General features: G+C 40.5%; 15 protein-coding genes. 5 read left to right on the top strand and 10 right to left on the bottom strand.

The features are described from left to right. Positions 1–33 precede the first annotated feature (33 nt). Positions 34–2,400 (top strand): penicillin acylase family protein, encoded by a 2,367-nt coding sequence (locus tag GTH32_RS02020; RefSeq protein ID WP_163083569.1) that lies wholly within the window; start codon positions 34–36, stop codon positions 2,398–2,400. Beyond that, a complete protein-coding gene (gene ybaK / locus GTH32_RS02015; protein ID WP_163083568.1) occupies positions 2,400–2,867 on the top strand; it encodes a Cys-tRNA(Pro) deacylase in 468 nt (155 codons plus the stop codon). The genes GTH32_RS02020 and ybaK overlap by 1 nt, the downstream gene beginning before the upstream one ends. A gap of 63 nt (positions 2,868–2,930) precedes the next feature. On the opposite strand, the gene GTH32_RS02010 is transcribed toward ybaK, so the two are convergent. From GTH32_RS02010 to pheS, 4 genes are all read right to left on the bottom strand, one after another. After that, a complete protein-coding gene (locus tag GTH32_RS02010) occupies positions 2,931–3,566 on the bottom strand; it encodes a hypothetical protein (protein ID WP_246223107.1) in 636 nt (211 codons plus the stop codon). A gap of 108 nt (positions 3,567–3,674) precedes the next feature. Continuing rightward, entirely contained in the window at positions 3,675–3,974 is a 300-nt protein-coding gene (gene ihfA, locus GTH32_RS02005; RefSeq protein WP_163083567.1) for an integration host factor subunit alpha, read from the bottom strand. 3 nt (positions 3,975–3,977) lie between these two features. Beyond that, positions 3,978–6,365, bottom strand: a complete 2,388-nt coding sequence (pheT, locus tag GTH32_RS02000) for a phenylalanine--tRNA ligase subunit beta (RefSeq protein ID WP_163083566.1) — start codon at positions 6,363–6,365, stop codon at positions 3,978–3,980. A 14-nt stretch (positions 6,366–6,379) separates the two neighbouring features. Further along, entirely contained in the window at positions 6,380–7,360 is a 981-nt protein-coding gene (pheS, locus tag GTH32_RS01995; RefSeq protein ID WP_163083707.1) for a phenylalanine--tRNA ligase subunit alpha, read from the bottom strand. A gap of 301 nt (positions 7,361–7,661) precedes the next feature. Between pheS and GTH32_RS01990 the strand changes: the two genes are divergently transcribed. The 3 genes from GTH32_RS01990 (at position 7,662) to GTH32_RS01980 (ending at position 11,654) form a co-directional block, all read left to right on the top strand. Next, positions 7,662–9,500, top strand: a complete 1,839-nt coding sequence (locus GTH32_RS01990) for an acyltransferase family protein (RefSeq protein ID WP_163083565.1) — start codon at positions 7,662–7,664, stop codon at positions 9,498–9,500. A gap of 278 nt (positions 9,501–9,778) precedes the next feature. Then, positions 9,779–10,480 (top strand): hypothetical protein, encoded by a 702-nt coding sequence (locus tag GTH32_RS01985; protein ID WP_163083564.1) that lies wholly within the window; start codon positions 9,779–9,781, stop codon positions 10,478–10,480. A gap of 469 nt (positions 10,481–10,949) precedes the next feature. Then, positions 10,950–11,654 carry a sulfotransferase family 2 domain-containing protein gene (locus tag GTH32_RS01980; RefSeq protein ID WP_163083563.1) on the top strand — a complete coding sequence of 235 codons (705 nt, stop codon included), beginning with the start codon at positions 10,950–10,952 and terminating at the stop codon, positions 11,652–11,654. 156 nt (positions 11,655–11,810) lie between these two features. On the opposite strand, the gene GTH32_RS01975 is transcribed toward GTH32_RS01980, so the two are convergent. The 6 genes from GTH32_RS01975 to GTH32_RS01950 all read right to left on the bottom strand — a co-directional run bounded on the left by GTH32_RS01975 (position 11,811) and on the right by GTH32_RS01950 (position 21,254). Beyond that, the gene (locus GTH32_RS01975; protein WP_163083562.1) at positions 11,811–13,271 is read right to left on the bottom strand and encodes a lipopolysaccharide biosynthesis protein; all 1,461 of its coding nucleotides are present in this window, start codon (positions 13,269–13,271) and stop codon (positions 11,811–11,813) included. Positions 13,272–13,516: 245 nt separating this feature from the next. Continuing rightward, positions 13,517–15,364: a hypothetical protein gene (locus GTH32_RS01970; RefSeq protein ID WP_163083561.1), complete on the bottom strand. Its 1,848-nt coding sequence runs from the start codon at positions 15,362–15,364 to the stop codon at positions 13,517–13,519. Between the two features lie 90 nt (positions 15,365–15,454). After that, a complete protein-coding gene (locus tag GTH32_RS19700) occupies positions 15,455–17,332 on the bottom strand; it encodes an acyltransferase family protein (RefSeq protein ID WP_163083560.1) in 1,878 nt (625 codons plus the stop codon). A gap of 65 nt (positions 17,333–17,397) precedes the next feature. Continuing rightward, on the bottom strand, positions 17,398–18,477 hold the full coding sequence (locus GTH32_RS01960) for a glycosyltransferase family 4 protein (protein ID WP_163083559.1): 1,080 nt from the start codon (positions 18,475–18,477) through the stop codon (positions 17,398–17,400). Between the two features lie 544 nt (positions 18,478–19,021). Beyond that, positions 19,022–19,900 (bottom strand): glycosyltransferase family 2 protein, encoded by an 879-nt coding sequence (locus GTH32_RS01955; RefSeq protein ID WP_163083558.1) that lies wholly within the window; start codon positions 19,898–19,900, stop codon positions 19,022–19,024. Between the two features lie 115 nt (positions 19,901–20,015). After that, positions 20,016–21,254 (bottom strand): glycosyltransferase, encoded by a 1,239-nt coding sequence (locus GTH32_RS01950; RefSeq protein WP_163083557.1) that lies wholly within the window; start codon positions 21,252–21,254, stop codon positions 20,016–20,018. Positions 21,255–21,273 lie beyond the last annotated feature (19 nt).

The raw sequence follows: 21,273 nt of genomic DNA, 5'->3' as shown, positions 1-21,273 counted from the left end.
GGTTAGGATAGAGAAAAAAAGGGAGTAATTCACGTGTTAACTTGGATCAAGTGGTTGGTGTTAGGTGCGGTAGTGCTCGTGCTTGTGAGTGTAGGTGCTATTTACGCCACTCTCTTTATGAGTTTACCCACCCTTGATGGAAACGATGTTAGCCAATATATCGACGCTCCCTCTTCGCTAGAGCGCGACGAACTAGGTCACGCTATAGTAACCACACAGTCGAAATTTGATGCTGCGTTTGTATTGGGCTTTGCTCATGCCCAAGACCGTTACTTTCAAATGGACTTACAACGAAGAACCGCCGCCGGCGAATTAGCACAATGGGTAGGCGAGCCTGCCCTAGCCCTTGATAAACGCCATCGCTTTCATCAGTTTTCGCAGCGAGCAAAAAAAGTATTTGAAAACTTGCCCGTTGAGCAGCAAGAGATGTTAGTGCGATACGCCCACGGGGTAAATACAGCACTTAGCGAAAATAGTGTGCCACCGTTTGAGTATATTGCAGCAGGCGTAACCTTAAAACCCTGGCGCCCTACCGACAGTATACTGGTAGCCTACAGCATGTATCTTGACTTACAGGGCACACAAATAGAGCTAGACTTGGCGCGCACTGCGTTAAAAGATAACTTTGGTGAGCAGGTATACCGCTTTATTACCCAGCCAAGTAACTACCAAGCCGCCTTAGATGGCAGCGAAATTCCCCTTTCAGATGCAGACATTCCCACCTACCCCCATGAGGCGACCATAAAGAACACCGGCACAAATGAGGCTAGCTCTAACAATATTAGTAGTAATAACGCTAGCGCAGGCGAAACAGCCCGTAATTACAACGCAGTGCCACCCGCCGACATAGGCAGTAACAATTACGCGGTGACAGGCGAACTAACCCCTACCGGTAGTGGGTTATTAGCCAATGATATGCATCTAGGTTTACGGGTACCTATTATTTGGTATCGCACCCAATTAAACTACCTAGATAAAGGCGAGAATATACAGGTTACCGGCGTTTCTTTGCCTGGGTTACCCGGTGTTATAGTAGGTACTAATAATCATATTGCCTGGGGTTTCACCAACGCTAACCTAGATAACGTAGACTGGATAGCGCTAAAGGATGATGTTGTAACAACCCAAATAGAAAGCACCATAACCGTAGGTGAAGAAGCGGTTACCTATTCGTTTGAACACAGCGACTACGGGCCAGTAACTACATTAGGTGAACAGCGCTATGCCCTTAACTGGGTAGCACATCACCCGTTCGCCGTTAATTTGTCGGTAATAGATTTAGCCAGCGCACGCACAATTGATGACGCTATACGTAGCGCAAGACGTATTGCCATGCCCGTGCAAAACCTAGTAATAGTAGATAAAGAAGGCAGCGCAGCATGGACGCCAGCAGGCGCGGTTATGGCACGTAACAAAGCCACTGAAACAGCTATTACTCAAACGGCTCTGCCGTTACAAAAGAGTAGAAAGACCAGTAACTTACCTGTTGTTAAAAACCCCGACAGTAAGCGAATTTGGACTGCAAACGCCCGTGTGATAACGGCCAGCGACATGCCAAGGCTGGGTGACGGTGGCTATGCCCTCGGCGCTCGCGCACGGCAAATTCGCGACCGTTTATTTGAAAAAGATACCTTTACCGAAGAAGATTTTTACGCTATTCAGCTAGACAACCACGCCCAATTTCTCATTCCTTGGCATCATTTGTTAAGTGGCTTACTCACCGCCCACGACGTAGAGTTTAAAGTAGACCTTGCGTATTTGGGGCAATGGCAGGAATGCGCGTGTGAAGATTCGGTAGGCTACACACTTGTTAAACACTTTAGACGCCATGTAATACAAAAGCTATTCGGACGGTTATTACACTCGCTAGACGAAAAAGGTGTGAATAGCCGTACATTATTACGGGGGATTGAACCTGCCACGTGGGAGCTTATACACACGCAACCTAATGATTGGCTACCGCCAAATACAGAAACATTTGATGAATTATTGGTGGATGCATATCGCGAAGCTAAGCACGAATTGTTAAACCGCTACTCGCCACAAGAAGCCGATATGGCAACCCTGCGTTGGGGAGAGGTAAACAAGCTAACTATTACCCATCCATTCGCCGCACAAATACCAGGGGTTGGACACTTATTGAATATGGATACAGTAGAAGGGTTTGGTGATACCTTCATGCCCTCGGTACAAGCCCCTAACTTTGGTGCATCACAACGCTTTTTTGTAAGCCCCGGACATTTAGATAGGGCTATATTAACCCTTCCAGGCGGGCAATCGGGTCATCCGCTATCTCCGTTTTATGCCAAAGGATTTAACGATTACGCAAGTCATGGTGCTACTCCCCTGCTTCCAGGGCAGAGTGTTCATAAGCGGCAATGGTACAAACAGGAAGAATAATGACACCCGCTATAACCTTACTGAAAAAACATAAAATACCCTATGAGTTACTTCAATATGACCACGATAGCCGGGCAGCGTCGTATGGCGCCGAAGCGGCCGAAAAGCTATCGTTAGACGCAAACGATGTTTTTAAAACTTTGGTGGTACGTGATGAAAGCGCTACATTAGCCGTGGCTATTGTGCCGGTAAACGCGCGCTTAAGTGAAAAGAAAATAGCAAAAGCGCTAAAGGTAAAAAAGGTGTCGATGGCCGATGCCGAGCAAGTTATCGCCTCTACCGGATATGTACTTGGCGGGGTAAGCCCCTTAGGGCAAAAGAAAAGATTACGCACGGTAATTCATGAAAGCGCTACGAACAAAAACTGTATATATGTAAGCGCCGGAAAACGCGGCCTAGAAGTGGCGATAGCGCCTAACGCGCTCGCCAAATTACTTGGTGCTACCTTTGCCGATATCCACGCTTAGTAAACGCCTATATTGACATGGCGCATGCTACATAAACAGGTTAATCGGTAACCAATGCTGCCGTTAGTTGCCTTGACTGGCATCGCGGGTATCGCTATCTCGCGCTTCGCCACGGGGGCTGGATAATTCGCCACGGGGACTGGATAACTCGCCACGGGCGTTTGCTTGTGCTAACCACTGCGCCTGTGCCTCTTTTATAGCAGCCTCACTTGGCGAGCTATCACCTGAAATAGCCACGGCTATCTGGCGTATAATATTATCGCGCTTTTCAAGCAATGCATCAGCGCGAGGGAATAAGTCGTTAGCTTCAGGATATTGCGCTTTTAACCCTTGTATGTCTTTTAACGCATAATAACGTGCTTCAAATGCTTCATTAAACAACTGCCGTTTAGCATTGAAGATCACATACTCTCTCGCGTGTTGCGAATCTAAGTAAGCTTTATCTTGTGAAGACAACGACGCGGCTTCTGCCACCGATTTCGCCTGCGACATCCACTCGTCTATAGCTGCATCATCATCAGTTGCCACGGCCTGTTTTACACCCGCTTGCAAATCTGACGCATGGAGTATTTCCATTACCGTGATAACAGGAGCTTGAGCGGCCTCATCGGCTTTTTCAGCAGCATCATAAGAAAGAAAAACAAACCATCCTGCCACAGCAATAACCACTATGGAAAGAACCACTAGCGCTTTCTTCACACTTTCCTCCAAACACAATAAAAAGTTAGCGCCTTTAAAAAGGGCTAACTTAAAAACATACAAAAAGAGCGAGTTACCCCGCTCTTTTTCATGCTAACAACAAGTTTATTACTCGTCGATAGGTGAAGAGTTCTCTACCCGGCTCTTCAATTTCTGACCCGGGCGAAAAGTCACTACACGACGCGCTTTAATTGGAATGTCTTCACCGGTTTTAGGGTTTCGGCCCGGACGTTCGTTCTTATCACGCAAGTCAAAGTTGCCAAAACCTGACAGTTTTACTTGCTCACCAGCTTCTAGTGCACTTTTAATTTCTTCAAAGAAAAGTTCCACTAAATCTTTTGCATCACGTTTGTTAATGCCAAGTTTTTCAAAAAGGTGTTCAGCCATCTCGGCTTTGGTCAATGCCATAGTTTACTCTCTTAACGCGGCCCCAAATTCAGTCTCCAGACCCTTAACTACAGTATCTACAGCCTGCTGAATTTCAGCCTCTTCCAAGGTTTTGTCCGGATCTTGTAAGTGAAGTGACAATGCAAGGCTCTTGTAACCAGGTTCAATACCCTTGCCTTTGTACTCGTCAAACAAGTTTAGGCCAACTAGTTGATTTACGCCAATTTTTTCTATGTAGGAAAGGATATTCCCTACCCGCACATCATCTTTAACCGTAATAGCTATATCACGACGGTTTGATGGGAAGCGCGAAACCGGTACCGCTGACGGTAGCTTGCGTGCCGTTATTGCTTCAACTTCAAGCTCGAACACAAATACACGACCGTTCACACCCAGCATTTTAGTAAATTGCGGGTGTATAGCACCAATATAGCCAACTTCTTCATCATTAAGCAAAATTTTTGCCGTCATACCGGGATGCAGAGCATGATGCGTAGCAGTTTCAAAACTAAACTCGCCGACTTTACCCGTAAGAGCCAGTAATGCCTCTACATCAGCTTTTGCATCAAAGAAGTCTACTGGGCTGTCTTCTCTGTCCCAATGTTCTTCATGACGACGTCCTGCTACTACACCACCTATTACCTGCTGTTGCAATACACCATTAGGCGTATCTGCTTGAGGAATAAAGCGTAATCCAGTTTCAAACATGCGAATACGACTTTGCTGACGTTTCTGGTTATACGCAGTAGCGCCTAACAAACCAGGCCACAAACTCACGCGCATAATCGACATATCAGAGGATATTGGATGCGGTAGTACTAAGCCCTTCGACTCAGGGAATAGCGCGTTTTGCACCTTAGGATCGACAAAAGAATACGTAATGGCTTCGTTATAGCCACGACTTACCAGCAGCGATTTCAAGCTATTCACGTTTAGCTTTGCTTCTTGAGAAGGCAGCATCGCTAACGTTGCTTTAGGAGCAACATTAGGAATGTTGTTGTAACCGTAAACGCGAGCGATCTCTTCTATCAAATCTTCTTCTATTGCAATATCAAAACGATAGCTTGGTGCTACTGCACTCCAGCCTTCGCTTACCTCAGAAACTGTCAGCCCTAAGCGTGTTAGCATTTCAGTCACTTTAGCGTCTTCGATACTGATACCTAATACACGGCGTAATCGATCACGACGAAGTACAACGGTAGCTTGTTTGGGTAATTTATCTTCTGATACAGCTTCAACCACCGGGCCTGCTTCCCCGCCACAAATCTCAAGCACTAGTGCACTAGCACGTTCCATGGCTTTGCGTTGTAGCTTAGGGTCGACACCGCGTTCGTAGCGGTGGGAAGCATCGGTATGCAAACCGTATTGACGCGCACGCCCCATGATCGCATCGCGGCTAAAAAACGCACTTTCTAGTAAAATATCTTTCGTGTCGGTATTTACACCCGAGTGCAACCCACCGAAAATTCCCGCCATCGCCAAGGCTTTTTCATCATCAGCAATAACAAGGGTATTGTCATGAAGTTTAGCTTCGCTTTCATCAAGCAACGTAAGAGTTTCACCCTCATTCGCCATACGTACGTTAATGTTGCCCTTAATCGCAGCAAGATTAAACGCATGCATAGGTTGGCCAAGTTCCAACAATACAAAGTTGGTAACATCTACGATGGGGTCTATGCTGCGAATACCGCTACGGCGAAGCTTTTCAACCAGCCAAAGTGGCGAGGTTGCAGTAACATCAACACCTTTTATTACGCGGCCTAAATAACGTGGACACGCACTATCCGCGCTAAGGGTAATAGTAAGGGCATCTTCTATTGTAGGCTGAACATCGTCAATTGAAGGTTCATTTACATCAAGATTGTTAAGCACACCCACTTCGCGAGCAATACCACGAATACCCAAACAGTCCGCTCGGTTAGGGGTTAAATCTACTTCAACGCTGGTATCATCTAAACTTAAGTAGTTGCGAATATCGGCGCCCACAGGCGCATCAGACGGCAACTCGATAATGCCATCGTGATCATCACTAATGCCTAGTTCAGAAAAACTACACAGCATGCCAAAGGAAGGCTCACCACGAAGTTTCGCTTTTTTGATTTTAAAGTTACCCGGCAGTACAGCACCAACACACGCCACCGCCACTTTAATACCTTGACGACAATTCGGCGCACCACAAACGATATCTAGTAGCTCATCACTACCTACATTAATTTTGGTAACGCGAAGTTTATCGGCATTAGGATGCTGACCGCACTCAACGACCTCACCCACTAGCACGCCAGAAAACTCGCCCGCCACAGGTTCTACACCGTCAACTTCAAGGCCAGCCATACTCAACTGTTCAGACAGCTCATGTGCCGACAGCGATGGGTTAACCCACTCTCTTAACCATTTTTCACTGAATTTCATGTGTACTCTCTGCCTTAGTTGAACTGCTTAAGGAAACGTAAATCGTTCTCAAAGAACGCACGTAAGTCATTCACGCCATAGCGCAACATGGTCAAACGCTCTACGCCCATACCAAAGGCAAAGCCAGTATACTGTTCAGGATCGATACCCACCGACTTCAATACATTAGGGTGAACCATGCCACAACCCAGTACTTCCAGCCACTGACCGTTTTTACCCATCACATCCACTTCAGCAGAAGGTTCAGTAAACGGGAAATACGAAGGACGGAAGCGAATTTCTAACGATTCTTCGAAGAAGTGATGAAGGAAGTCGTGCAAAATACCTTTTAAATCGGTAAAGCTAACATCTTTATCAACCATTAAGCCTTCCACTTGGTGGAACATAGGCGTATGGGTTTGGTCGTAATCATTACGATAAACACGCCCTGGCGAAATGATACGTAGCGGCGGTTGCTCAGCTTCCATGGTGCGAATTTGCACACCAGAGGTTTGCGTACGAAGCATCATATCAGGGTTGAAATAGAAGGTATCGTGATCAGCACGCGCAGGGTGATTCGCAGGAATATTCAACGCGTCGAAGTTATGAAAACCATCTTCAATTTCAGGGCCTGTTTTAACCGCGAAGCCAAGCTCGCCAAAAAACGACTCAATACGCGCAATAGTGCGACTAACTGGGTGCAAGTTGCCCGGTTGTTCTACCCTACCCGGTTTAGTGACATCTACAGCTTCTTCAGACAACTTTCGGTTCAATTCTTCAGTACGTAAAAAATCGCCTTTTGCTGAAATAGCTTGTTGAATAACCTGTTTCGCTTGGTTAATTTTTTGACCGGCAGCAGGACGTTCTTGTGCTGACAACTTGCCGAGCCCTTTTAATAAGTCGGTAAGTTTACCTTTCTTACCCATGAATTCGACCCTAACTTGGTCTAGAGTGGCTGCATCTTGTGCAGCGTCAATCTGGCTTTGTGCCTGATTGATAATAGCGTCAAGCTCCATGTTTTCCTCAATTGACATGATGACTGGATAACCACGGCGAAACGGCACACAGCCAAAAAAGCGCCTGAATATGTGGTTTGCCTAGTATAAAGGCGTTAGTTTACACGAGAGTACGATGAAACCGCTACCCTATATGGCTGATATTGGCAGAATTTTCATGGGTGAAATATAACTTTTAAAGGCTTCCGCCACTTTTGCAGCGTCAAAATAGCGAAAATACTGACAGAGTACTATGCACACCCATGATTTCTGTGTATAAAAATAAATACATTTAGTAAAAGCACCACAGGTTATTAAAGAGATGAAATTCAGGGAAGACATCCAAGGTTTACGCGCACTAGCCGTATTAAGTGTAGTGATATATCACATAAGCCCTTTCCATCTTCCCGGTGGGTTTATTGGCGTAGACATTTTCTTCGTTATATCCGGCTACCTTATTATGGGCCAAATATACGGTAAGATACACGCTAACAACTTCAGTTTTTCAGATTTTTATGTGAGACGCTTTAAACGGTTATTCCCAGCCTATATAGCTACAGTAGCAATAACGTCAATCTTTGCTTTTGTTTATTTTCTTCCTGGGGAATTTAACAAATATGCTTGGAGTCTAGTAGCTTCATGCCTATATGTTTCTAACTTTTATTTTTATACTAAATCAGGATATTTTGACAGTGAATTGCAGGGGTCCCCCCTATTGCACACGTGGTCACTTTCTGTAGAAGAACAATTCTACGCTATAATGCCTGTTTTTTTAATATTTGCGTACGGCATGTGTAAAAAATACTCAGCACTAATGCTTGGGTGTATTTTTACTGTAAGCTTTATACTTTGTATCTACCTAACTAACAACGATCTAAGCTTTGCATTTTTCGCTTCCTTTACTCGCTTTTGGCAATTTATTGCGGGAGGCATAATCGCTATTTACGGTTTACATGTTAAAAAGACCCGCATCACATCCGAGATACTTTCTAGTATGGGGGTATTGATTTTGTTAGCGAGTTGCGTGTTACTAACACATGACGAGTTCCCGGGTATTAAAGCCCTCATACCTACATTAGCCACGGTAGTCGTTCTTTCGTTTTCTAGCTCAGGGCTTATTCTTTATAAATTACTATCTTTAAAACCAGCGATATTCGTAGGCAATATTTCTTACTCCCTTTATTTGTGGCATTGGCCTGTAATCATATTTTACCAACTTCACTTTGAAACTGAGTTGCGAGCTACAGATAAAGTAATTGTATTCCTACTCTCATTTATTTTAGGTACAGCATCATATTATCTAATTGAAGAAAAGTTTAGAAAACACTCTAAGATTCTCGAAAGACCTGGCCGGAAAGTATACCTTAGCGTAGTAGCAACAAGTACCGCACTATGTGCCATAGTATTTTTCCTTACCTTTCTAATGCCCTCAAGATTTTCAGAAAAGCAAATAGCGTATGAGCAATTCATGGAAATTCATGAAGCGGACTATTTTAGGCCCGGAGTGTGTTTTCTAACAAGTAAGCACCCGGATATTTCTTATTTCAATCAAGAGCAATGCTTAATAGCGGAGAAAGGGAAGGAAAATATCTTGTTAGTAGGTGATAGTCACGCTGCGCATTGGTATATCGGACTTAACGCTAATAAAAAACCTAACCAAACAGTAAGTCAAGTCACGGCAAGCGGATGTAAGCCTACAATAAGCTATAAAGGCGAAAGACGCTGTACAGAACTAATGCGCTATGCGTTTGAACAAGTCATTCCAACAGAGAAATACGATAAAATTATTATTTCAGCTAGATGGAAAATGAATGACCTGCCATGGTTATTAAAAACCTTGCAGATACTTGAGGAATTTAACACAGAGGTGACTATCTTTGGTCCGATTATTGAGTATACACAACCGCTACCACGTATCCTTGCCCACGCCGATTTTGATGAAAAATTACTACGGACTCGCAAGTATGATTTCATAGAATCGATTGATACTGAGTTTAACAAAGAGCTAAGTGAAAAAGAGATTCGTTATATTTCTATCCTACATAATGTTTGCGCTACAAAAGAAGATTGCACCATTTTAGTAGAAGATGAGCCTCTTCAGTTCGATTATGGCCATGTAACTGAAAAAGCTTCAGTAATGTTATTGAAGGACCATACCTAATTATTCGTTTAATAACTAGAAAGGTCACGTTCACATTATACACAACGGATAAATCAATAACATGGAACCCGATAGACTAATGCTTTTATGAAAATATGGTAAAAATTTCTTCATAGTTAGAAAAAATAGCAAAGGCATTCCGGATGTCAGTTTTTTTTACAAAAATGAGAACGCTCATTGTGAAAAAGCTACAAGCTATTGATTTAGATGAACTTTAAATTGTGGCGCACTTTGTGCTTATTTTAGTTAGACTAGAAATCCAACTCTTAGGAGCTGTTATGTTAAAAAATTTCTTCAAGGTTTCACTCGCAGTAATGGCGCTGTCTTCTGCGTTACCTTCCAGTGCAAGCGTTATTTTATCGTCTGATTTTACTGGCACATCTGGCGACCCAGCAAATGTAACCTGGACAGAAAATGATGTTAGCGTGACGAACACGCTAGATCCTAAAGATCTCAGCCTTTCGTCTTTAGATTTGTTTACCAACTCAACTAACATGTTCGCAGTTGATCACAACATCCACAAACAGGGGAGTTGGTTTGTCGATATATTGGTTTCTGCAAGCTCGTTGATTGCAGGTATAGATCTAGACGTTTTGTCACTAGATGCCTCCATCTATAATAAAAATGGTGTCCTGCAACCTGCGCAGCGTGATCTTAGTTTCTCTCTTGAATTATTAGATGGACTAAGTTCGATATTTTCTGACACTGTGAATGTGTTTGCGGGCGACAACAATGACCCAGGCTTTACTCCTACAGAAACAATTGAATTCGACCTTAGTGGTATTTTTCTGGACGGTGGTGATGATTACACGTTTCGCCTAACGGTATCGGGAACTGGTGGCGGTAATAACGCAGGGTTCGATAATTTACTACTAACGGGAACATCCAACTCGTTAACACCTTTAAGTGTTTCTGCTCCGGGTACCTTAATTATTTTGATAATGTCGCTATCTATGTTGATTTTTCGATCTCGAAAATAGATCTCTTGCATACGAATGCTTAAAGGCTCTTTTTATCAAAGAGCCTTTTTTATGCTTCATCTATTAATCTACAATTACAAGACATTTCCCAATTCTAATGAGACGGGGCAAACTTAGCGTTTCCTAGCTTGGCCTTGTGTATTGGCGTTAATTCGTTTAACGAGTAAATTAAATATTAGACCTGCTTCACTTATGGGCTCAATACAAACGACTATACGGCTTGGTTTCTCCAGCACTTACTATCAAGATTTTTTATTAAATGCTTTACTATTGATATCTTGAGAACTTTAATAGAAAAAGTAAGCCAAATACTTTTATTTAGAAGTAAACCTTGTGATACTCCTATTATTTATTTAGCATTAATACTTCCACTCTCTAGACCATTAATTCAATGACTTAGTAGAACTTTTATGCCTACTCTGATCAATAAAGTCACTCATTTAAATACCTTAATAAAATAGGTCTCTATATGCCTCTATACTTAAATGAACAACAATCTGTATTATTTTTACACATACCAAAAACAGGTGGTACGACTATAGAGTCATGGTTAGCCGATTCAGGAAAATATGAACAACTACTATTTTCACAAAAGAAACTAGATGATTTAAAGGTAACACCCCAACACTTTGGCTATGAAACGTTAATTAAAATCACGAACGGTTTAGTTCGTCCACACGAATATAAATTTGCGATAGTGAGAAATCCATTCGATAGAATAGTTAGTGAGTTTTTCTATAGAGTAAAATTGAACAATATTGACCTTGGTAGAAAACCAGAGGAATTATTCTCTTCGTGGGTCATTCACAACCTAACCAAATACAAAAGGAATAATGCAATTTTCGATAATCATCTACGCCCCCAATCGTACTTTGTTAGTAAAGGGGTTGAAGTGTTTAGGTTCGAAGACGGAATACAGAATGCTATTAACACTATCGGTGAAAAATTAGGAATTGAAGTTATAGGGGAAGTTAAAGCAAAGAAGGTCAGTTGTAGAAAAGAAATCCTATGGAGCGAAGCATCGGCTAAGTTAGTCTTAGAAATTTATGCAGAGGATTTTAAAAAATTCAAATATCCACGCGACACCTATAAAAATCATTTAAACTGTTCATATCTAAAAAATATAAAAAACAATGCTATATATATATATCATGGCTTAAAGCGTAAGATTTGAGGAAGTTATAAACCATTTTACCTATTCAGAATTTGAATACGCTGGCATTTTCTGATTTGGTTCCATTAGTTACAGTCTCATTAATTTTTTTGATATATTTTTATATGAATAAAAATCACCACATATCAATCGTTACTTTTTATATCTATCTTAAAATTAGCAATTTCTAAACTTAATTTTCTTCAATAGTAAGCTTTCCAGTTCTAAGTAGGAAGCATCTTTAAAAAGACGCATAAATAGTAGGTAAGAAATTGCACCTGTAGCACCAAAAAAGAAAATAGACATAAATGGACTATTTAAATCCATCCAGATTTTGGATAGTACCAATATGGCGTACATGAGAACACTTGCTAATAAAGGTTTAAATAAAGCAAGAAAAACAGAGCTTATGTTGCTCTTCAAAACTACTCTAGTGAGTATCAAAAGAGGGGTAAAAAAGCTTACAAGAGTAGAAAAAATGTATGCAAGTAAGATCCCTTCGATCCCCCATTGTATACCGATAATTAATAATAAAATTCTTGCGGGCTGCGTGAATAAGTTAATTTTAAGTAGCAGGTCTGCTCGACCTTGGGATAGAAAGAATGAACTACAAAGCTGACCAATAGTTGAAAATATATTCACTAGGCTAAATACTACAAAGAACTTTGTCATCGGCAACCATCTTTCACCTAGCAGAAGCAAAATTATATCTTCAGCTAAAAAAGCCATGCCAATCAAAATCGGAAATGTTAAGACAGCAATCATTCCAACTAACCGGAAATATACCTCCTTAACTTTACTTATGTCCTCTTTGAACTGACTAAGCACTGGAAACATTACATCGCTAACTACTCTAGTAATATTTGTAATTGGAAAGGCAGTCAGATAGTAAGCTCTCGAGTAAAACCCGAGGGTAGCTGCCCCAGCAAATTTCCCGACCAGAACTTTATCTGTTTGTTGGGCCACTTGTTGAATAACTTTTGTAGTAAACACACTAGCGCTAAATCTTAAAAGTGGCTTAACTGATGATAGCCGAAACGCTGAAACCTTAAAATTCGATACTTTTAAAAGTAACATAGCTCTAAGAAGTGCTGTTACATACTGTTGAACTACAAGGCTCCAAACACCAAACTCCAATATCGCGCACACTATTGCAAACAGTGAACCCAACAATACTGAAGAGAGTTGTATTACTGAAATTTTCTTATGCGATAGCTCGCGTGACAATAGTGCTGTTGGCACACTACAGGTACTGTTAATGAGAAATAAAGGCGCAATAGCTAACGCAAGCACTTCAACAAATGGCTCCCCATAGAACTGAGCTAAGGATGAGTTGGCTAAAATCAGGCAAATAGCGAATATCGTTCCTATTAAACAGTTAACAACAAAACAAGAGAAGGACTCTTCGCTAGTGACTTCTTTTTTCTGAATTAAACTAGCACTAAAACCGAAGTCGCTCAGTAATTGAGAAACAATTGAGAATACTAGTAACATTGCCATCAGACCAAATACTTCCGGAGCAAGTAGCCGAGCGAGTACAATACCAAAAACGAAATTCAGGACTTGTGAGGAAATTTGTATTGAGCCGGACCAAGCGATCGAAGACAATGCCTTTTTTTTCAGTGAACTTCTATTCATTAGGTATTATAATTTCCTTTTATTAAAACATTGATTTTAAACGCTGTCCGCGTTTCTGATTATTGAATAAACAGCTATACAATTGCAAAAAAAATAACTTTTTATTGTCGCGTAGATGGTTTGAGTACGCCTCCCCTCCCCCCTAAAAATAGATTTTTAAATACTCGAAAGATTATACTTTGCTTTAGTTCGAGCCGAGTATATTCCACCTAGTTTTTTATGTAAGATTATATTCAACCTATCTGCTATATTAAGTTAACGATTGAAGAGTCGATAGAGGCAGCAACGTTATTTGCTCCTATAGTGCCATTTGAATTGAGCAATAATCTTATCAACACATTATTTGCGCCTGCCGGAACAATCTTATAAATATGGGCCATATTCCAGTTCATTGTTTTCCCATCAGTGTGATCGCTTAAACCTTTCAATTTACGGCGTGAACTAATAACCTCAGATGAATCTCTCTCTCTAAACTCAACTTCAATAGAAATAAATGAGTTCGCGGCGTCATGTGGTTCGGTTTCCCAACGATACTTCATAGTAAGCATAAGTAAACTGCTAGCTCTGCAGTCTATTTCTTGATAAACGCCATTAGTTCTAAACATTTCACTGTCGCAATCAATTCTGAGAGTTTTATTGTTCCCGATATTTACGATACGAACTTTTCCAGCGTCCTCTAACACCCTCCATCCTGAAAGAACATTAGATTGGTTTAATTGGCTAAAGTCACTGTTGATCAAACTCCTACCGACTAGATTTCTCGATATAGGAATCGGACTATTGGAGTAAAAAAGCGAATTAATATGTGCGCCCCCTTCTAAATAAACGCGTCCCCCTCCGCCTACGAGTTCTAGATATCCATCACTTTCATATTCGATGTCGTCATCTTGAAAGGGGGCTAAATCAGGTCGGTAGTTAGAAGCTGCATTATAGCTAGGAGAGATAAACACTAATCCGCCCGCATAAGGGTGACGGTTTTTAGTTGTTCCTGCTTTACAGTAAAACAAGTTGCTATATATAGGCGTATCTCTAATAACTATCTGAGGCTTATCTAATACACAGTATGCATGTGAACCTACCACTTCCAGAAATCGCTTATTTTTGGCCTTTGATTGAGGATTTTCGAAATGGGGACAATTCATCTTAACAACGGCATCACCGTTTACAACAACACGCATGTTATTAAATGAGCTACCGTATACGATAAATTCACCTGTATTGAAGTTTACCTTTCCGAGTTCGTTATCAACCACTCTTCGGTGATTATCGGCTATGAAGCAATTGGTTAGTTTTATACTTTCGCCAAAATCTAACCCATTAAAATAGAAAGGTGTTTGCCACGAGCCCCCCATAGTATTAACTTGATGTAACTCGCAAGCCCACACCCCTGGGTAAAAAACGATAACATCATCAAAGTCGAATACGGAAACTCGCTTGATAGTAAACTTACTCGTTACCACAGCTGAATTCATTGAGCTTAGAGACACAGAACTCCCAATGCATAAGCCAATACCAGACAGCATCTGGTTGTAATTACCAATATTGAAACCCTCTAACGGGCAGTAATTTGAGTTATTGACCAAGGATGCGTAGTGATGCCCGTAAGCAAAGCGACCCAACACCTTAATGGCATATCCGGCTTTTGGAGCTCCTTTCCATACGAGCCTACAGTTGCCGCTACAATACCAGCCACCGGATTCGACGTAAATATTGAACGAAGTGTCGTGAGAAAATTCGTAGGTAATATCTGCATCAAAAACTAAGCGATTCCCTGTACTCTGTGCCATACAAAAATCATTCGCTAGGGATACATATTCCGATTGGCTCATCTTGCCGTCATTAAAGTCTTCTACAAATACGTCGCCAATAGCTTTTAAATAAAGGCTATTGTTTACTTCAAAAGGAGTTGGTTCGGTACAAACAATCCACTGTGTTCTTCCTGTCGAAAGTACATCACCTACCCGATGCTTACGAAAGGTGAGCAAACTAGAAACGTTTTTGAAATTCACTAAATTAAAAGCTTGTAAAAGTGTTTGAGCCAGTTCTTCGATACTAGAAATTTTGTTCTGTAAAAGCACCTTAAGGTCGATCATTCAGCCCCCTTATTTTAGCTTCCTGAAACTAGACATATATTGCAGTGTGCCATTAAGCTAATTTGTTGCCGCTATCTATAGCTTGATAACTCAGGGTAACTCACTAGCTATATATTCCCACATTACTTGAGAACCAAACTGAGACAAATGTCCTTCATCGAAAAATAAATTTTTATCGTTGATTACCGTTGTACAGACTGGCTGGTCATTACAAACTGCTTGAAATGGGTCAATAAAGTGCACATTTGAAAAACGTGTAGAAAAGTTTTCAAGCAATCTGTTTATTTCGATGCGCTCTGGTGAAAATGCGCTTGATTTTCGTTCGCAGTCAGAATTGAAAATTTTCTTCATACAAGTTACTACTGAGTTAGCTGGAGCGGGTACAAAACCTACAATATAAAGATTTCTATTAGTCCCTACTATAGACACTAATTTTTCTAGTTGGTTGAGGAGAAAATCATTGTAGGTAACAAGGCTCAAATTTAAGCTACACTCTTCTGAAACACAGATTACTCCATTTTTCTTGTACCAATGCTGCGCTAAAATCACATCCAGCTCGTCATAGTCATAAAGCGTTTTGTAATTGTTTTGGCATTGTTTCAACCACTTTTTGTCCATCCAGTCAGCATACGGCTTTGTAGTATAATCGGGGAAATTTAAACAAGATGATATCCATGAAAGTAGATAGTGTCGGTCATCTACTTCAGCCATTCCGTAAGCGTAGTGAGCTGCGTTACTGTCTCCTATCATCAGGTAGCTAGGGGCATTGTCGTTAGCCTTGTTTATATGAACTACTTTTCCTTTATCCGGATACCGTTGTATTCCATTCTCGTAAAAATGTAGTCCCATAATATAAGGTTTAACTTTTTCAGGATAAAGTTTTGAATAGTGCTTACCTGATACATAGGCTCCAACAATAACTACACATAGACTAATTGTGACAATAGGCGCTGTTAATTTATTCGTTATAAAAAATATTGAGTATGAAAATATATCTTTTTTTTCTACAAAGGTATAGCTAAGCCACCCTAGTATAACTGACACTATCAATCCAAAAAAAGTCCAATAGGGTACATCAAAAAATTGTCCTAGAACCACAACTGGCCAATGCCATAAATATATAGAATAAGACCAAAGACCCATTCGTTGAAATATTCTATTTCCTGTTATATGGCTTGTATAACGCTGAGAAAAAAGGACTAAACAGGTTCCTAGTACAGGTAAAATTGCCATATAGCCGGGCCAGGGAGTTGCTTCGTTAACAAAGAAAACAGATCCTAAAATTAGTAATAGACCTAAATACTCCGTAAATTTTGATCTTTCTTCGCTATTTTTAAGACTTAGAAAGTAGACGACCCCTCCTGCAAGTAACTCCCAAGCGCGAGTTACTAACATAAAGTATCCAAAGCTACTATTGGTATACGAATAAAAAATGCCAAGCGCGAAACTTGCGATTATCGCTATTAAAAAGCACCAAATAAATTTGTTCGTGGTCATAAATCTATTTAAGGCTACAACGATAATGGGGAATAATAAATAAAACTGCCACTCTACAGACAAAGACCATGTATGAAGCAACCAGTTAAACTGCGAGTTAGCTTCAAAGTACCCTCCCTGACTATAGAAATAGTTGTTAGAAACAAATAAGACGGCAGATACTGCACGTTTTGTAAACTCTAAGTAATCTGGGATGGGGATAACCAATGGCAATACTATTGTCAATAGAAGCACTAATACTAGTAGCGCTGGGATTATCCGGTTAGCACGGGATACGTAAAATGAGGTGATACTGAACGTTTTTGCGTCTAGTTTAGTAAGTACTATTCTGGTCATAAGAAAGCCAGAAATAACAAAAAAAATATCTACCCCTACGAACCCTCCTTGAATAAGTTCAGGCTCAAAGTGAAAAAGCACCACCGCCAAAACAGCTATAGCTCTTAGTCCGTTAATATCTTGTCTAAATTTCACTGACTATTCCTTTATTAATTATAGTTCGCCAAGGCTAATTCATTAAATTGTAATTTCAGAGACACTTAATTTTTATATATTTCGTTCAGCTCCTCAGCTAGGTTCTTTACCGTATAGGTAAGCTTAAAAACCTTACTGAGTTGCCTTTTCCTTTCGACGAGCATTCTTTTACTCGTTCTATCAAATAGCTTTTGAATCGACTCAACCATTGGCGCAGCTAACTGAGTAGAGTATTCGCTATTAGGTAAAATCTCTGGTAAGCCCCCTGCCCCACTATGAAAAACGGGACACCCGCAAACTAAAGCTTCCAGTGCCACTAAGCCGAACCCTTCCCATCTTGAGGGCACAATAAGTGCTTCGCAACCTTTCATGTACCGCAATACTTCGTTCTTTGGTTTCCAACCTAACGCTATGAGGCGAGGGTCTTCAAAGCACTGGGCTGTATCTGTACTAGACACTACAGCTCCGCCTATACAATAAACACGAAAATTTCTATTTTCGCTTGCGTGAACTGCATCTGATAAAATATCAAAACCTTTTTGCTCATCGAACCTACCAACATACAAGTAATTAATAAGGTTAGGATCTAAGTCCACCGGAGTAATTTTCTTATCTGCGAGTTCAACTGTATTTTTAACTACTTTTAACTTTTTTGTGCTGATTCCGAAGGACGCCGCAAGCTTTTTATCATGCTCGCTTATACACACTACGTTATCAGTACAATGCAAAAGTGCCTTTTCAGCGAAGGCAAATATATGCTTAATCCACATAGGCTTTTGCATATCAAATGCCCACCCGTGACTACAGTAAACTACTTTGTAGGGCTTCTTCTTTTTCCACAGTAACGGCAATCTAAACCAAAGCCCGGCAAACGTACTATGAACGTGAACCACAGAAGGCTGGAAATCTTTAACCTGTTTAAAGTACGTTTGCGACATTCGATATTGGGCAACCAAACTAGATCTACTAAGTTGTTCGAACGTAACAATAACTCTACTGGGTAAGATGATTTCCTTCGCCTGCTCTCTCGCAACTATCAACCTAACGTTTTCTATACCATACAGACTAATTTGATGAGGTATGAGTTCATTCAGGTAAGTGGCTATGCCGCCGGTAACAGATTCGCAAACGTGCAGAACTTTCATTGTATTACATACTCAGGAGAAATTAATTTGAATTAAGCAAGGTTAGTGCCGCGCACTAACATTTTTTAATTAGTTAGACAACATAACATTTCCAATAGGATACCTCTCTACTTATACAGAAAAGTGACACCTGAATATCTATCGATAAAGTTCTGAAGCTAAAACGAAAAGAAGCGTTCGAGCATTGCTACCAAAACTTCAACGAAAGTACGTTTATTAATCGCTTTATAACAGTCTATGATAAATAGAGACGTTATCACTTCAGATGCTAGAGTGTTAAATACACAACCGATAAAAACATAGAAACCTTATGAATAGAATAAGTAGGCGAACCTTTCTGAAGGCATTTTTTGCATCTACCTTGTGTCATGGTTGTGCAGGTGTGCCCTTTAATAATGCATATAACTCTTTAAAAGTATCAAGCAGTCAATTTTCAGGAACTATAAATTTTGGCGCTCATTACTTAAATTGGGCTGGCGATATAATAGTTTGGGCACACCCATGAGCAAGTGTTCTCATCTCTATATATTTTCTGATATAAACCCTACTTTCTTGACGGTTGAGCTAAATTGAGAGCCAGTAACCAAATATTTATGGATGTGTAAACTTTGAGCATATAAAATAACAGGAAAAGGATAATAGCACTTTTCGTGCTGTTCAATCTCGCTTGGACAATGGTCTTATAGGCTCCTGTGGGTGGCAATATACCTCGAGTAAATGACCACTTTATTGCTTGAAACCTTTCCTTTTTATACCGCCCACCGGCCACCCTTTTGGCCTTAACTAATAACTCGTTAAGCGTATCTCGGGCGGGATGTTGAACGACAACATTCGAGCAATATCGCATCAAAAAGCCAGCTTCTGTGGCTTTTAAATTCCACTCAACATCCCCTCCAGACATTAAATCAGCGTTAAATATCCCTACATTTTCAAAGCATCGTCTACGGACGGCTAAGTTTGCAGTTACTGCGAAACCACTCTTGACGTAATCACACTGCTGAAAAGCGAATACGGAATCGTATAACTCAATCAGCTTAAAATTTTCATGTGCAGAAAATACTTTTACTCTACCGGCCACGCGTTCAACATCTGGTTTCTCTTTAAATACGGCTACTGCGTTTTCAATCCAGTCATTTGCTGGTTTGCAATCGGAGTCGGTAAAAAAGATAATTTCACCAGTTGATTTAGCAAGACCTAAATTTCTAGCAGCATAAGAACCAGGCTTACTCTCAGCCAAAATAGTTACATTTTCCGCTAACGATAATGCGGGTGGAACATCGCATGGATCATTATTAACGACTAATATCTCAACTAAATGTGCGTCATAAGTTTGAAGTTTTAGGGCATCTAAGCATGCTGTGAGCCGTTCCCAATCATGATAAGTAGGAATGATCACAGTAACTCGAGGGTCATTTTCAATCATAGTGCTTTCCGTAGTATGATTCACAGAATTAATCGCAAATAGCTTCAACTTTATATCTATATAATAACCACCGTTGACATTTTTCTATCTGCATCGTTTGTTTATTTAAATGCTACTACTGTTCTATGAAATTTATAAGCTGTTTGGTTAAGTTATCAGAATTGAACTCATCTTCAACTTTCTTTCTAGCCTTCAACTGAATATCGCTAATATTGTCACTAGTGAACACTTCATTAAGAATACGATTGAGTGCAGAAGCATCTTTCTCTGGAGCGAGAAAACCCGTGACGCCATCTTCAATTAGTTCAGGTATACCGCTATGGCGCGTTGAAATAACTAGTATTCCAGCAGCCATTGCTTCCATAAGCGAAACTGGGATACCCTCCATATCGCCAAGTGAGTCTGTTACTGAGGGAAGTAAAAAGATATCCGCGTTATTGAGATAGCTTTTTACTTCTGAGTGTGAACGAGCGCCGAGGAAATTGATTTTATCTACATTATCGTAGTATGAGACTTGTTCTTTAAGTTCATCTTCAAGTTCACCTCCCCCTATATAATTATAGGTAAAGTCAAACCCCAAGCCCAAAGATACCGCTTTAAACGCGTATGAAAGCCCTTTCTTTTCAGTAGCTCTAGCAACAGTGAGAATATTAACTTTTTCTTGTAAAGGTTGAGGTGTAAAAGGTATAGAAGATATATCCACCCCCATATGTAGTACATCAATATATTCTGGAGTTCCCCCCCATGCTATAAGACGTTCTCGCCAGAAATCACTAATTGGCAGTAGTCTGTTTTCTCCTTTGCATAGCTGAATATATCTATCTTTCCATATCTCGATTTGTTTATATTCACTCATTTCATAACCATGAAAAACCGTAAGAAGCTTTCCGGATAACGTCTCTGCGTCGATCATAGCCTGTGTTATTACCCCAAACTGGCCAAAATGTGCGACAAATACGCCGTTTCTGTGCTGCTCAGAAAGCGAACTACTGGTCTTTAGATAATGGTATAAACGGACTATAGTCAGACCGCTTTTTAAATCACCGCTCTTTACTAAGTGCATAAAGAGCTCTAATACAGGCCTAGTTTTTACTATATTTTTTAGACAAGTAAAGGACGCGTTTAACAATGAAATAATTTTCGAAATCTTAGAGCCTTTTGCGCACACATAATCCGTTCTCGACAGAAGATCATACTTTGCTACGCTGCTTTCCAATTTTGAATCTATTTTTTCGGGAAATAACGAAACTATTTGAACATCATACCCATTCTCAATAAGGTTATTTATCTGATCTATTACAAATGTCTGTGATAGCACTGGGAACGACTTTAAAATATATGTAACCTTTTTCATTTAAAAACCTCTAACCCCA

Source organism: Alteromonas profundi, from assembly GCF_010500865.1.
Classification (GTDB): Bacteria; Pseudomonadota; Gammaproteobacteria; order Enterobacterales; family Alteromonadaceae; genus Alteromonas; species Alteromonas profundi.
The sequence above is the reverse complement of the archived record's forward strand: the minus strand, read 5'-3'. Positions and strand labels throughout refer to the sequence as shown.